Origin of the sequence: Pseudomonas sp. (assembly GCF_035497915.1) — a bacterium.
GTDB lineage: Bacteria > Pseudomonadota > Gammaproteobacteria > Pseudomonadales > Pseudomonadaceae > Serpens.
In genome coordinates, this window is sequence record NZ_DATJCS010000034.1 from 1 (window position 1) to 12,989 (window position 12,989).

The 12,989-nt window shown below is 68.5% G+C and carries 12 protein-coding genes; 5 read left to right on the top strand and 7 right to left on the bottom strand.

Features of this window, described 5'->3' with window-relative positions:
• From mutL to VL129_RS09935, 4 genes are all read right to left on the bottom strand, one after another.
• Positions 1-1,006, bottom strand: a 1,006-nt coding sequence (gene mutL / locus VL129_RS09920) for a DNA mismatch repair endonuclease MutL (RefSeq protein ID WP_325412605.1), incomplete at its 3' end; no start/stop codon positions are given.
• The gene (locus VL129_RS09925) at positions 1,003-2,394 is read right to left on the bottom strand and encodes an N-acetylmuramoyl-L-alanine amidase (RefSeq protein WP_414705186.1); all 1,392 of its coding nucleotides are present in this window, start codon (positions 2,392-2,394) and stop codon (positions 1,003-1,005) included. The genes mutL and VL129_RS09925, both read right to left, overlap by 4 nt.
• Positions 2,395-2,414: 20 nt before the next feature.
• Positions 2,415-2,882, bottom strand: coding sequence for a tRNA (adenosine(37)-N6)-threonylcarbamoyltransferase complex ATPase subunit type 1 TsaE (gene tsaE, locus VL129_RS09930; protein ID WP_325412607.1), 468 nt, complete (start codon positions 2,880-2,882; stop codon positions 2,415-2,417).
• Positions 2,870-4,369: an NAD(P)H-hydrate dehydratase gene (locus tag VL129_RS09935; RefSeq protein ID WP_325412609.1), complete on the bottom strand. Its 1,500-nt coding sequence runs from the start codon at positions 4,367-4,369 to the stop codon at positions 2,870-2,872. The genes tsaE and VL129_RS09935 overlap by 13 nt, the downstream gene beginning before the upstream one ends.
• Before the next feature lie 57 nt (positions 4,370-4,426).
• Here VL129_RS09935 and queG point away from each other — a divergent pair, with 57 nt between their 5' ends.
• On the top strand, positions 4,427-5,497 hold the full coding sequence (queG, locus tag VL129_RS09940) for a tRNA epoxyqueuosine(34) reductase QueG (protein WP_325412611.1): 1,071 nt from the start codon (positions 4,427-4,429) through the stop codon (positions 5,495-5,497).
• Between the two features lie 105 nt (positions 5,498-5,602).
• Here queG and orn read toward each other — a convergent pair whose 3' ends face one another.
• Positions 5,603-6,145 carry an oligoribonuclease gene (gene orn, locus VL129_RS09945; RefSeq protein ID WP_325412613.1) on the bottom strand — a complete coding sequence of 181 codons (543 nt, stop codon included), beginning with the start codon at positions 6,143-6,145 and terminating at the stop codon, positions 5,603-5,605.
• Between the two features lie 159 nt (positions 6,146-6,304).
• Here orn and rsgA point away from each other — a divergent pair, with 159 nt between their 5' ends.
• The gene (gene rsgA / locus VL129_RS09950; RefSeq protein WP_325412615.1) at positions 6,305-7,324 is read left to right on the top strand and encodes a small ribosomal subunit biogenesis GTPase RsgA; all 1,020 of its coding nucleotides are present in this window, start codon (positions 6,305-6,307) and stop codon (positions 7,322-7,324) included.
• Positions 7,325-7,459: 135 nt separating this feature from the next.
• Here the strand turns inward: rsgA and motB are convergent, their stop codons facing one another.
• Positions 7,460-8,443, bottom strand: a complete 984-nt coding sequence (motB, locus tag VL129_RS09955; protein WP_325412617.1) for a flagellar motor protein MotB — start codon at positions 8,441-8,443, stop codon at positions 7,460-7,462.
• 9 nt (positions 8,444-8,452) lie between these two features.
• Positions 8,453-9,304 carry a flagellar motor stator protein MotA gene (gene motA, locus VL129_RS09960; RefSeq protein WP_325412619.1) on the bottom strand — a complete coding sequence of 284 codons (852 nt, stop codon included), beginning with the start codon at positions 9,302-9,304 and terminating at the stop codon, positions 8,453-8,455.
• Positions 9,305-9,409: 105 nt separating this feature from the next.
• Between motA and VL129_RS09965 the strand changes: the two genes are divergently transcribed.
• The 3 genes from VL129_RS09965 (at position 9,410) to asd (ending at position 12,760) form a co-directional block, all read left to right on the top strand.
• Entirely contained in the window at positions 9,410-10,969 is a 1,560-nt protein-coding gene (locus tag VL129_RS09965) for an HDOD domain-containing protein (protein WP_325412620.1), read from the top strand.
• A 74-nt stretch (positions 10,970-11,043) separates the two neighbouring features.
• Positions 11,044-11,862 (top strand): rhodanese-like domain-containing protein, encoded by an 819-nt coding sequence (locus tag VL129_RS09970; RefSeq protein ID WP_325412622.1) that lies wholly within the window; start codon positions 11,044-11,046, stop codon positions 11,860-11,862.
• A gap of 22 nt (positions 11,863-11,884) precedes the next feature.
• Complete coding sequence (gene asd, locus VL129_RS09975; protein ID WP_325412624.1) at positions 11,885-12,760, top strand: archaetidylserine decarboxylase; 876 nt, start codon at positions 11,885-11,887, stop codon at positions 12,758-12,760.
• Positions 12,761-12,989: the final 229 nt, after the last annotated feature.

Consider the following 12,989-nt stretch of genomic DNA (forward strand, 5'->3'; position numbering starts at 1 on the left):
CCTCGCCCAGGGCACGGTGCAGGGTGCCGTAGAGGAAGTCGTGAATCGTGCGACTGTCGCGAAAGCGCACCTCGTGCTTGGTCGGGTGCACGTTGACATCGACCGTCGCCGGATCGAGTTCCAGGAACAGCACGAACGTCGGGTGCCGACCGTTGTAGAGCACGTCGCGATAGGCCTGGCGCACCGCGTGGGCGACCAGCTTGTCGCGCACCATGCGGCCGTTGACATAGAAGTACTGCAGGTCGGCCTGGCTGCGCGAGAAGGTCGGCAGCCCGACCCAGCCCCACAGGCGCAGACCGTTACGCTCGATCTCCACCGGCAGCGCCTGCTCCAGGAAGGCCGGCCCGCAGACCGCCGCCACCCGTCGCGCACGGGTCTGCGCATCGGGCGCCTCGTGCAGCGCCAGCACGCTCTTGCCGTTGTGGCGCAGGTGGAACGCCACGTCGAAACGCGCCAGCGCCAGGCGCTTGATGACTTCCTGCAGATGCTCGAATTCGGTCTTCTCGGTACGCAGGAACTTGCGCCGGGCCGGGGTGTTGAAGAACAGGTCGCGCACTTCCACGGTGGTACCGACCGGATGGGCCGCCGGCTGCACGCGCGATTCCATGTCGCGGCCTTCGGTTTCCACCTGCCAGGCTTCACCCGCCTCGGCGGTGCGCGAGGTCAGGGTCAGACGGGAAACCGAGCTGATCGAAGCCAGCGCTTCGCCGCGAAAGCCCAGGCTGACAACCGCCTCCAGATCGTCCAGCTCGCGGATCTTGCTGGTGGCATGGCGGGCCAGGGCCAGCGGCAGGTCGTCGGCCGGAATGCCGCCGCCGTCGTCACGCACGCGCAACAGCTTGATGCCGCCCTGCTCGACGTCCACATCGATACGCCGGGCGCCGGCGTCCAGGCAGTTCTCCAGCAGTTCCTTGATCACCGAGGCCGGCCGTTCGACCACCTCGCCGGCAGCGATCTGGTTGGCCAGCCGCGGACTGAGCAGCTGGATGCGCCGCGCTTCACTCATGGCTGCACCGCCAGGCTGGTACCAGGAATGCGCAGGGATTGGCCGATGCGGATCATGTCGTTGTTCAGGTTGTTGGCCCGACGCAGGCTCGCCAGGCTGATCTGGTAGCGCTGGGCGATCTGCAGCAGGTTCTCGCCGGCGCTGACCTTGTGGGTGCGGGCGATCGGCGCGGCCTCGGCGATCAGCTTGGCGTCGCGCTCCCAGGCCAGCAGCGTGCCCGGCGGCGGGCTGGTGTGGAAGAACTGGCGGATGCCCTGCTGGATCGAGCGGGCCAGCGCCTGCTGGTGCGCGGCCTTCTGCAGCTTGCCGGCCTCGCCGGGGTTGGTGATGAAGCCGGTCTCCACCAGGATCGAGGGGATGTCCGGGGACTTGAGCACCATGAAGCCCGCCTGTTCCACCCGACTCTTGTGCAGCGGGGTGATACGGCCCATCTGGGTCAGCACCTTCTGGCCGACATCCAGGCTGGAAGACAGCGAAGCGGTCATCGACAGGTCGAGCAGCACACCGGCCAGCATGGGGTTCTTGTCGTCGAGGCTGACGCCGCCGTCACCGCCGATCAGGTCGGAACGGTTTTCCGTGTCGGCCAGCCAGCGCGCGGTTTCCGAGGTCGCGCCCCGGTCGGACAGGGCGAACACCGAGGCGCCGGACGCCGAGGTGCGCGGCGCCGCATCGGCATGCACGGAAACGAACAGGTCGGCGCCCATCTTGCGGGCGATCTCGGTGCGCTTGCGCAACGGGATGAAATAGTCGCCGGTGCGCACCAGCTGGGCCTTGAAGCCCTTCTCGGCGTTGATCTGGCGCTGCAGCTCGCGGGCGATGGCCAGCACCACGTCCTTCTCGCGCACCCCGCGCGGCCCCAGCGCGCCGGGATCTTCCCCGCCATGGCCGGCGTCGATGGCAATCAGCACGTCACGCTTGGCGCTCGGCGACGGCGCCACGCGAACCGGCGGCACCGCGGCGGCGGTGGCCGCCACGTTGGGCGCATCCGGCGCGGCACCCTCGTCATACAGGTCAACCACCAGGCGATGGCCGTACTGCTGGTTGGGCGGCAGGCTGAAGCTGCGCGGCGTCACCCGCGCAGAAAGATCGATGACGATGCGCAGCTCCGTGGGCGTACGCAGCGCTGAGCGCAGGCCCTTGATCGGGGTGTTTTCCACGGACAGCTGTTCCAGCGCGGCCTTCATCTGGCCGGCCGGAATGTCGATCACCAGGCGGTCCGGCGCGCTGAGCGTGAACACGCTGTGCTCGACCGGCCCGGCGAGGTCGAAGACCAGGCGGGTGTTGTCCGGCGCGCGCCACAGGCGCACACCCTGCACCTCGGCGGCCATGGCCTGCGCCGTCATCCCGAGGAGCATCGCAATCCCGACGAACGCAGCGGCGACTCGCATAAGTTTTTCCATCCGCTTGCTCATTCCGGCAGCGCCAGCGCCTGACACCAGGCCTCGCCGCGCGGGCTGCGCGGACTCAGCCGCAGCGCGCGACCAGCTTCATGGGAGGTAATGGTAATGTCCAGGTCCGCCCTTGGCAAAACGCCGGCGCCGCGCTGCGGCCATTCCACCAGACACAGGGCATCGCCGGCGAAGTAGTCGCGAATGCCGAGGAACTCCAGCTCCTCGGGGTCGACCAGCCGGTACAGGTCGAAGTGATAGATGCGCGCCATGCCCAGCTCGTAGGGCTCGACCAGGGTAAAGGTCGGGCTCTTGACCGCCCCCGCATGACCGAAGCCACGCACGATGCCGCGCGACAGCGTGGTCTTGCCGGCGCCCAGGTCGCCATGCAGGTAGATCACGCCCCGCCCTTCGCTGACGGTCGCCAGGCGCGCACCCAGCGCCAACATGGCCGCTTCGTCGTCGGCGTACAGGGTCAGTTCAGACATGGGGCATGCTCCTCCAGCAATTCTCGTATGACAGCAATCAGGTCACTGGCCACCAGCCCGCGTCCGCCGGCACCCAGCCGCACACCGGCCCGGGCATGCAGCCACACGCCCAGGCAGGCGGCCTCGAAGGCCTCCAGTCCCTGGGCGCGCAGCGCGCCCAGCAGCCCGGCCAGTACATCGCCGAGCCCGGCGCTGGCCATGGCCGGATGTCCCTGGTCGCAGAGCATCAGCCGACCGTCCGGCGCGGCGACCAGGCTGCCGGCGCCCTTGAGCACCACCACGGCGCCATAGCGCCGGGCCAGATCCAGCGCCGCGCCGCGGCGATCGGCCTGCACCTCCCGCGTGTCGATGCCCAGCAAGCGCGCCGCCTCGCCGGGGTGCGGCGTCAGCAACGCGCCGGCCGGCAGGCGCACGGTGCCGGCAGCCAGCAGATTCAGCGCATCGGCGTCCCACACCTGCGGTTTGCCGCAGGCCGCCACGGCGGACAACAGGCTGCGCGCCCAGGCGCCCTGCCCCAGCCCCGGGCCAACCACCAGATGACTGGCGCGCGCCAGCAGCGGCAGCAACTGGTTGGCCGAGGACAGGCCGGCGGCCATGATTTCCGGGCAACGCGCCAGGGCGGCGGCGGTATTTTCCGGGCGGGTCGCCAGCGAAACCAGGCCCGCGCCGCCGCGCAAGGCCATTTGTGCCGCGAGCAGGCCGGCGCCGCCGGTGCCGCGTTCACCACCGACCACCAGCACATGACCGAAGTGGCCCTTGTGAGCGGTGGGTCGGCGCGGCGCCAGGCGCGGCACCACCTGCCCAGCGAGACGCTGCGCCAGCCACGGCGTGGCCGCAACCAATGTCGCATCCGCCTGCAGATCATCAAAAATCAGCTCGCCGACCACATCCGCCCCGACACCGCTGAACAACCCGAACTTCAGACCGATAAAGGTCACCGTCAGTTGCGCGCGCACCACGCAGCCCAGCACCCGACCGCTGTCGGCGCACAGGCCCGAGGGAATATCCACGGCGAGGATCGGCAGGCCGCTGGCGTTCATGGCGGCGATGGCGGCGGCGTAGGGCTCGCGCACCTCGCCCTGCAGGCCGGTGCCCAACAGCGCATCGACCAGCACGCCGGTCAGCGCCGCGCCGGCGCGCCAGGGTTCGACCGGCACGCCGCTCTGCCGGGCCTCGGCGCAGGCCTGCGCGGCATCGCCCTGCAGCTGCGCGGGATCGCCGACCGCCAGCACGTGCACCGACCACCCGGCGCGCATGGCCAGCGTCGCCAGGAGATAACCATCGCCGGCGTTGTTGCCGCGTCCGGCCAGCACGGTCAGCTGCCGCGCGTCCGGCCAGCGCTGGCGCAGGGCGCGCCAGGCGGCATGGGCGGCGCGCTGCATCAGCTCGAAACCGGGCGTGCCGGCGGCGATCAGCCGGGCGTCGAGGTCACGCACCTGGGCCGCGGAATACAGGGCGGTGGGCAGTTCGTCGCAAGAGCGTGCCATGGGTCACTCCAATGTCTGGCAGAATTATACGCATCTTCATCAGCCCGCCGTCCCGCCATGCCCGCCACCCTTCCCGACCCCGCGCAACTGGCGCAGTCCATCAAGGACTGGGGCCGCGAGCTGGGTTTCCAGCAGGTGGGCATCGCCGACGTCGAGCTGGACGAGCACGAACGGCGCCTGCACGAATGGCTGGCCGCCGGCTATCAGGGCGAAATGGACTACATGGCCGCCCACGGCCACAAGCGCTCGCGGCCAGCCGAACTGGTGGAAGGCACCCTGCGGGTGATTTCCGTGCGCATGGATTACCTGCCCGGCGACACCGAGATGACCCGGCGCCTGGCCGATCCCGAACAGGCCTACGTGTCGCGCTACGCGCTGGGCCGCGACTATCACAAGCTGGTGCGCAAGCGTCTGCAACAGCTGGCCGAGCGCATTCAGGCGGTGGTCGGTCCGTTCGGCCATCGCGCCTTTGTCGACAGCGCGCCGGTGCTGGAAAAGGCGTTGGCCCAGCAGGCGGGACTCGGCTGGATCGGCAAGAACACCCTGCTGCTCAACCGCAAGGCCGGCAGCTGGTTCTTCCTCGGCGAGCTGTTCGTCGACCTGCCGCTGCCGATGGACGAACCCGTCACGCGCGACCACTGCGGCTCCTGCCGGGCCTGCCTGGATATCTGCCCGACCGGCGCGTTCGCCGGAGAACGGTTGCTGGATGCGCGACGCTGCATCTCCTACCTGACCATCGAGCTCAAGGGCGCGATTCCGCCGGAGTTGCGCCCGCTGATCGGCAACCGGGTGTTCGGCTGCGACGACTGCCAGCTGGTCTGCCCGTGGAACCGCTTCGCGCGGCCCACCGGGGAAAGCGATTTCCTGCCGCGTCACGGCCTGGACAGCAGCCAGCTGGCCGCGCTGTTTCGCTGGAGCGAGGAGGAATTCCTGCAGCGCACCGAAGGCTCGCCGCTGCGCCGCGCCGGCTATCAGCGCTGGCTGCGCAACCTGGCGGTGGGGCTGGGCAATGCGCCGAGCACCATCGCGGTGATCGAGGCGCTGGAGCTGCGTCGCGACGACCCGTCCGAACTGGTGCGCGAGCATGTCGCCTGGGCGCTGGAGCGGCACGGACGGGGCCAGGAATAGCTGGCGGCAGGGAAGTGCCGGCCACCCCACGGCGCTGAGAGCCGGAACCGCCGTAGGGTGGACAACGCTTTTCCTTGTCCACCCTCGCCACGGCACGGTATTCCATCACGCCTTGATGAAATGCTCGCGGTAGTGGCGCAGTTCGGCGATGGATTCGCGGATGTCGTCCAGCGCCAGGTGGCTGCCCTTCTTCTGGAAGCTCTCCTTCACCGCCGGCGCCCACAGGTCGGCGAGGATCTTCAGGGTGGAAACGTCCAGGTTGCGGTAGTGGAAATAGGCTTCCAGGGTCGGCATGTAGCGATAGAGGAAGCGGCGGTCCTGGCAGATGCTGTTGCCGCAGATCGGCGAGGCGCCCTTGGGTACCCATTCCTCCAGGAAGGCCAGGGTCAGCGCTTCGGCTTCGGCAACTTCGATGCGGCTCTGGCGCACCCGCTCGGTCAGCCCGGACTGGCCGTGCTGGCGGGTGTTCCACTCGTCCATGCCGGCGAGAATCGCGTCGCTCTGGTGGATGGCGATCACCGGCCCTTCGGCCAGCACGTTGAGCTGGCTGTCGGTGACGATGGTGGCCATTTCGATGATCTGGTCCTTGTCCGGATCCAGACCGGTCATTTCCAGGTCGATCCAGATCAGGTTCTGGGCGTTCAGCATGGCAGGGCTCCTTGGGTCGGGGCGGCGCAGTCTAGTGGTCCGACCGGCCGAGTCAAATACTCCGCTTCCTGGCGGCGCTTTGCCAGAACGAATCGTCGCACCCCGGGCGTCACGGTACGCCGTGATAGAATGCCCGCCCTCCCCCGACCAGGCTCCAGCATGTCCAAACGCCAACTCTCCCGCCGGCAAAACTGGCGCATCGGCAAGATCCAGGAAGAGCGCGCCGCCCGCGCCGCCAAGCGCGAGGAGCGCATGCTTGACGAGCTGGAAGGCGGCGACCTGGGTCCGGAACAGCATGGCCTGGTGATCGCCCATTTCGGCGTGCAGGTGGATGTCGAGGACGGCGACGGACAGATCTGCCGCTGCCATCTGCGCGCCAACCTGCCCACGCTGGTCACCGGCGACCGGGTCGTCTGGCGTGCCGGCAATCAGGGCCAGGGGGTGATCGTCGCGCAGCTGCCCCGCGCCAGCGAACTGTGCCGGCCGGACACGCGCGGCCAGCTCAAGCCGGTGGCCGCCAACGTCGACCAGATCGTCATCGTCTTCGCGCCGCTGCCGCAGCCACATGCCAACCTGATCGACCGCTACCTGATCGCCGCCGAGCACGCCAGCATCCGCCCGCTGCTGCTGCTCAACAAGGCCGACCTGCTCGACGAGGATAACGCGGCGTTCATCGACAGCCTGCTCGCCACCTACCGTCAGCTCGGCTATCCGCTGCTGGAAGTTTCCGCCCACGACGGCGCCGGCATGGCTGAATTGCGCGCGGCGCTGGATAACCGCATCAGCGTGTTCGTCGGCCAGTCGGGGGTGGGCAAGTCGTCGCTGGTCAACAGCCTGCTGCCGGGGGTCGATCTGCGGGTCGGCGCGCTCTCGGAGCTGACCGGCAAGGGCACGCACACCACCACCACGGCACGGCTGTTCCATTTCCCGGAGGGCGGTGACCTGATCGATTCGCCCGGCATCCGCGAGTTCGGCCTGGGCCATGTCAGCCGCGACGATGTGGAAGCCGGCTTCATCGAGTTTCGCGAACTGCTCGGCCGCTGCCGCTTCCGCGATTGTCGCCACGACCGGGAGCCGGGCTGTGCCCTGCTCCTGGCTCTCGAAGAAGGCCGCATCCAGCCGCAGCGGCTGGCCAGCTACCGGCACATCATCGCCAGCCTGCCGGAACGCGAGTATTGAGCAATCGGGTGACGTAGGGTGGTCAACGCCTGCGTTGGCCACCACGCGCCGGCTCAGGGGCAGGCCGCATCGACACACGGCACAGAACCGCAACCCCGTCGGCCGGCGTGAAGCCGGCCCCACAGGTGCGCGGCCTTATTGCCGCTTCAGCTCATCCATCTTCAGCGGACCGTCGCGGAACAGGTCCATGCGCTGCTTCACCTCCTCGGCCGGCACCGGCGGCGGTGGCGCCTCCTGCGGCGGAGGCAGGCGGCCGCCCGAGCCGTCCGGTTCGCCTTCCATCGCCTGCTGCGCCTTGCGGGTCAGCACCACGATATCGATGCGACGGTTGGCCGGGTTATACGGCTCGGCGCGGTTGTACAGCGCCGAAGAGGCGTAACCGACCACCTGGGCGACGTTCTCTTCCGGATAGCCACCGGCCACCAGCGCGCGGCGGGCGGCGTTGGCGCGCTTGGTGGACAGTTCCCAGTTGCCTTCGAAACCGCGCGCCGCCGAGTACTGGCGAGCGTCGGTGTGACCGCTGAGGGTGATCTTGTTGGGCACGGTGATCAGGGTGTCGCCCAGGGCCAGCAGGATGTCCTCGAAGTACTGCTCCATGCGGTCGCTGCCCAGCGCGAACATGGGGCGATTCTCGGAATCCATGATCTGGATGCGCAGGCCGTCGCGGGTGCTTTCGATCAGGATCTGATCCTTGAAGCGCTGCAGTTCGGGGCTTTCCTCGATGACGTTCTGCAGCTCCAGGCGCAGCATTTCCAGACGCTCGAAATCCAGCTCGGCGGACAGGTTGCTGATCTCGTCGACGTCCACCGGATTGCTCAGCCCCTCGGTGAGCGGGCCGTTCAGCTCGACGTTCTGGGTGCGATCCGGCGCCGGGTGCGGCGAGCCGCCCAGGTCGATGACGTGCTGGCTGGTCGAACCGCTGAAGCCGATCGGATCCTTGAAGTAGCCGGCAATGATCGCCCGCTGCAGCGGCGTGGACACCGACATCAGCCAGAGCACCAGGAAGAACGCCATCATGGCGGTCATGAAGTCGGCCAGGGCGATCTTCCAGGAGCCACCGTGATGGCCGCTGTCATAGCGCTTGATGCGCTTGATGATGATGGGCTGGTTGTTTTCCATCGCCTGTCATCAGCTCCCGCGCATGGCCTGTTCCAGCTCCTGGAAGCTGGGACGATGCCCCGGCAGCAACACCTTGCGCCCGAACTCCACCGCCAGGGTCGGCGGCAGGCCGGAGGCGGAGGCGATCAGGCTGGCCTTGATCGCCTCGTAGACGTTCAGTTCCTCGCGGGCATCCTGCTCCAGGCACACCGCCAACGGGCCGATGAAGCCGTAGGCGGCGAGAATGCCGAGGAAGGTACCCACCAGCGCCGCGGCCACGCTTTCACCGATGCGCGCCTGCTCGGCTTCGCCGAGCAGGGCCATGGTCATCACGATACCCAGCACCGCGGCGACGATACCGAAGCCCGGCAACGCATCGGCCACCTTGCTCACCGAGTGGCCGGGGTGATGCAGCTCTTCCTTGAGGCTGGCCAGCTCCATTTCGAAGAGGTTTTCCAGCTCGTGGGCGGCCATGTTGCCGCTGGTCATGATGCGCAGGTAGTCGCAGATATACGCCACCATGCGCTCGTCGTTCAGCACGCTGGGGTACTTGGCGAAGATGGGACTTTCGTGGGGTTCCTCGATGTCGCCCTCGATGGCCATCATGCCTTCGCGACGACTCTTGGTGAGGATGTCGTAGACCAGCCGCAGCACTTCCAGGTAATAGGCCCGGTTGTAGCGCGAGCTGAACATGCGCAGCGATTTCTTGATGATGCGCCACGAGTTGTGGCCACGGTTCGACTGGATGAACGCACCCAGCGCCGCACCGCCGATGATGATCAGCTCGAACGGATGGATCAGCGCCATGATCTTGCCGCCCGCAAGCGCGAAGCCGCCCAGCACGCTACTGAATACGACGAGAATACCGATGATTTTTGCCATGACTGAAGACTACGAATCCTGGAGGAAGCGGACGACCGGTTATGCCCTAGTGGTTATCGGCGCCCTTCAGGCAAACTGAAGGCGAATTTTTCAGGGATGCGCCAAATGCCCATGCCAGACAGCTCCGCACCGCCCCGCAGCCTCGATGCCTGGCTGGAACGCCTGGATGGCGCCCAACTGCCCGTGTCCGCCCGCCAGCGCGAGCAGTTGCGCCGCGAACTGCAGCGCGCTGACCGCCCGCTGCACACCATTGCCCAGCGCCTGCAGACCTGCCCGGCGCTGACCCTGGCGCTGCTGCGCGAAGCCAACCGCCACGGAACCGGGCCGCTGGGCGGCACCACCGAGCATCTGGAAAGCGCCCTGGTGCGCCTGGGGGTGAACCGCGCCGAGGCGATCCTGCTGGGGCTACCGGAGCGCTCCGCCAGCACCTTGCCACCTGCGCTGATCCAGTTATTGCAGATCAGCCAGCACGCCCAGCATCAGGCCGCCGGCCTGTTCGCCAGCCGCATGGCGCGCCTGGAGGGCGAGATTCTCTGCGCCAGCCAGCTGTTCCTGGCGCCCCTCTGGGCGCTGACCCAGGCCTTTCCCGATCTGCTGCAGCGTTGGGAGGCCCGCGTGCTCGGCGAGCACCAGCCGGCCCGCGCGGTGGAACAGGATCTGTTCGGCGTGCCGCTGGTCGAGCTGGGCCTGGCGCTGGCCCGGCGCTGGCGGCTGCCCGAGGCGGTGATCCTCGGTTACCAGGCGCTGTGCCGCGAGCGCGACACGCTGATCCAGTGCCTGCGCCTGGCGCGGCGCCCCGGCGCGAATCCCCTGCAGCACCTGCAGGACGACAATCCCGAGCTGCTGCGCTGGCTGACCCGTCCGACCCTCAGCGCGCTGCTGGCCAACGCCTTGGCGCTGGCCGCCCAGCATGCCTGGGACGATGCACGCAGCCTGCGCTGGCAGCGCCTGACCGCGCTGTACCTGGACCTGCCGCTGGAGCGCCTGCAGACGCGCGTCCACTGCCTGGCGGTGGACAGCGCCCGCCTGCTGCCGGCCGGCCCGGCCTGGCACCCGGCCCTGGCGCTGCTCTGGCCGACCGGCAGCCGCAGACCGCCCGCCGCCGAGCCGCCCTCGCTGCTCTCCAGCTTCTTCCGCCCGGAGGAATGGCGACACCTGTGCGAGCGTTTCAGCCAGCAGCCAAGCGCGTTCCTCAACCTGCCGCACCTGCTGGCCAGCGCCGCACAGGTGCTGGAACTGTGCGGACTGCAACGCTTCGCCCTGCTGTTCAGCGATCGTCAGGGCCAGTTGATCGCCCTGCATCAGCACGGCCTGCCGCCCCGCACGCCGCGCCTGCAGGCCGACCCGGGGCGCTGGCCGCTGCTGCCGCAACTGGTTGCCCAGTCGGTGCTGGTGCATGTCTCGCCGCAGCGCAACGCCGGGCTGTGCCGCAAGCTGTCACCGGACATCCGCGAGCAGTTCGATGAGCGGCACATGATCATGCGCGGCTTCGACCTGGGCGGGCGCAACAGCCTGGTGCTGTTCGGCGACCAGCACGGCATGCCGTTCTCGGATCGCCAGCTGGAGCTGCTGGAGAAGACCGCACGGGTCATCGAACGCGGCACGCTGACCTTCGGCCGGCGCGCCATGCAGGCCAGCGTGGCGGACAGCCCGTCCCCCTCCTGACTATCGGCGGCGGGCCCACTACCCTGCGCACGGCTTTTCGCTACAATCGCCCGCCCTTTCCCTGGAGAGCCGCCGTGAGCGACGTCTTTTCCGAACTGCCGCTGGTGATCGAAGCCACGGATCTGCTGCCGCGCCTCTCGGCGCCCGAGCTGATTCTCGTCGACCTGACCAGCAGCGGCCGCTATGCCGAAGGACATATTCCCGGCGCCCGCTATGTCGACCCCAAGCGCACCCAGCTGGGTCAACCGCCGGCACCCGGCCTGCTGCCGTCCCGCGAGCATCTGGAGGCGCTGTTCGGCGAACTGGGGCATCGCGCCAACGCCGTCTATGTGGTGTACGACGACGAAGGCGGTGGCTGGGCCGGGCGCTTCATCTGGCTGCTGGATGTCATCGGTCACCGGCGCTACCACTACCTGAACGGCGGCCTGCATGCCTGGCTGGCGGCCGACCTGCCGCTCAGCCATGACGTCCCGCCGCGCGCCGGCGGCCCCGTGCAGTTGCGCCTCGACGAGGCGCCCATTGCCAGCCGCGACTACCTGCAGAGTCGCCTGGGCGCCGACGACCTGGTGATCTGGGACGCCCGTTCGCCGGCCGAGTACCGGGGCGAGAAGGTACTGGCCGCCAAGGGCGGGCACATCCCCGGAGCAATCAATTACGAATGGACCGCCGGGATGGACGGCGCGCGTGCCCTGCGTATCCGTGCGAACATCGCCGAACAGCTGCAGGCCCTGGGCATCACGCCCGACAAGGAAATCATCACCCACTGCCAGACCCATCACCGCTCGGGCTTCACCTATCTGGTGGCCAAGGCGCTCGGCTACCCGCGCGTCAAGGGCTATGCCGGCTCCTGGTCGGAATGGGGCAACCATCCCGACACACCTGTAGAAAATTAAGGTTCAAACCCAAGGAAACCCCATGTCCTTCAAAGACCGCCTGTTCATCCTCAGTCAGTACCTGACGCCCCATCATCTGCTGTCGCGCCTGGCTGGCTGCGTCGCGGAATGCCGGGTGCGCTGGTTCAAGAACGCCTTCATCCGCCGCTTCGCCGAGCACTTCCAGGTGGACATGAGCCAGGCCCAGGTCGAGGACCTGAGTGCCTACGAACACTTCAACGCCTTCTTCACCCGTGCTCTGAAGGACGGCGCGCGTCCGCTGGACCCCACGCCCGGCGCGATCCTCTGCCCGGCTGACGGCACCGTCAGCCAGCTCGGCGCGATCACCGACGGGCGCATCTTCCAGGCCAAGGGCCACAGCTTCAGCGCCCTGGAACTGCTGGGCGGCGACGCCGAGCGCGCCGCGCCGTTCATGGGCGGCCAGTTCGCCACCGTGTACCTGTCGCCGCGCGACTATCACCGCGTGCACATGCCGCTGGGCGGCACCCTGCGCGAGATGGTCTACGTGCCCGGCCGCCTGTTCTCGGTGAACCAGACCACCGCCGAAAACGTGCCCGAGCTGTTCGCCCGCAACGAGCGGGTGGTCTGCCTGTTCGACACCGAGCACGGCCCGATGGCCGTGGTGCTGGTCGGCGCGATGATCGTCGCCAGTATCGAGACCGTGTGGGCCGGGCTGGTCACGCCGCCCAAGCGCGCGCTGAAGACCTTCCGCTACGACGAGGCCGCCCGCGCGCCGATCGCGCTGGAGAAGGGCGCGGAAATGGGCCGCTTCAAGCTCGGCTCCACCGCCATCGTGCTGTTCGGACCCGGCCAGGTGGATTGGGACGAGCAACTCGCCGCCCTCAGCCCGGTGGTCATGGGCCAGCGCCTGGGCATGGCGCGCAGCAGCGCCGAGTAACCCGGCGCGGCCGGGTTGATCCCGGCCCGCCCGGCACCACAAGCACCCCGCCTCCGTCCGGCCGGCGTAAAGCCGGCCCCACAAAAAGCCCTCCAGCCCCGACGCAACCTGTAGGGCCGGGTTTATCCCGGCCGACATTGCCCAAACCTGGCACCGCTGCCCGCCCCACCTTCGTCCGGCCAGCGTAAAGCCGGCCCCACAAAAAAGCCCTCCGCCCCGCCCGCCTCAC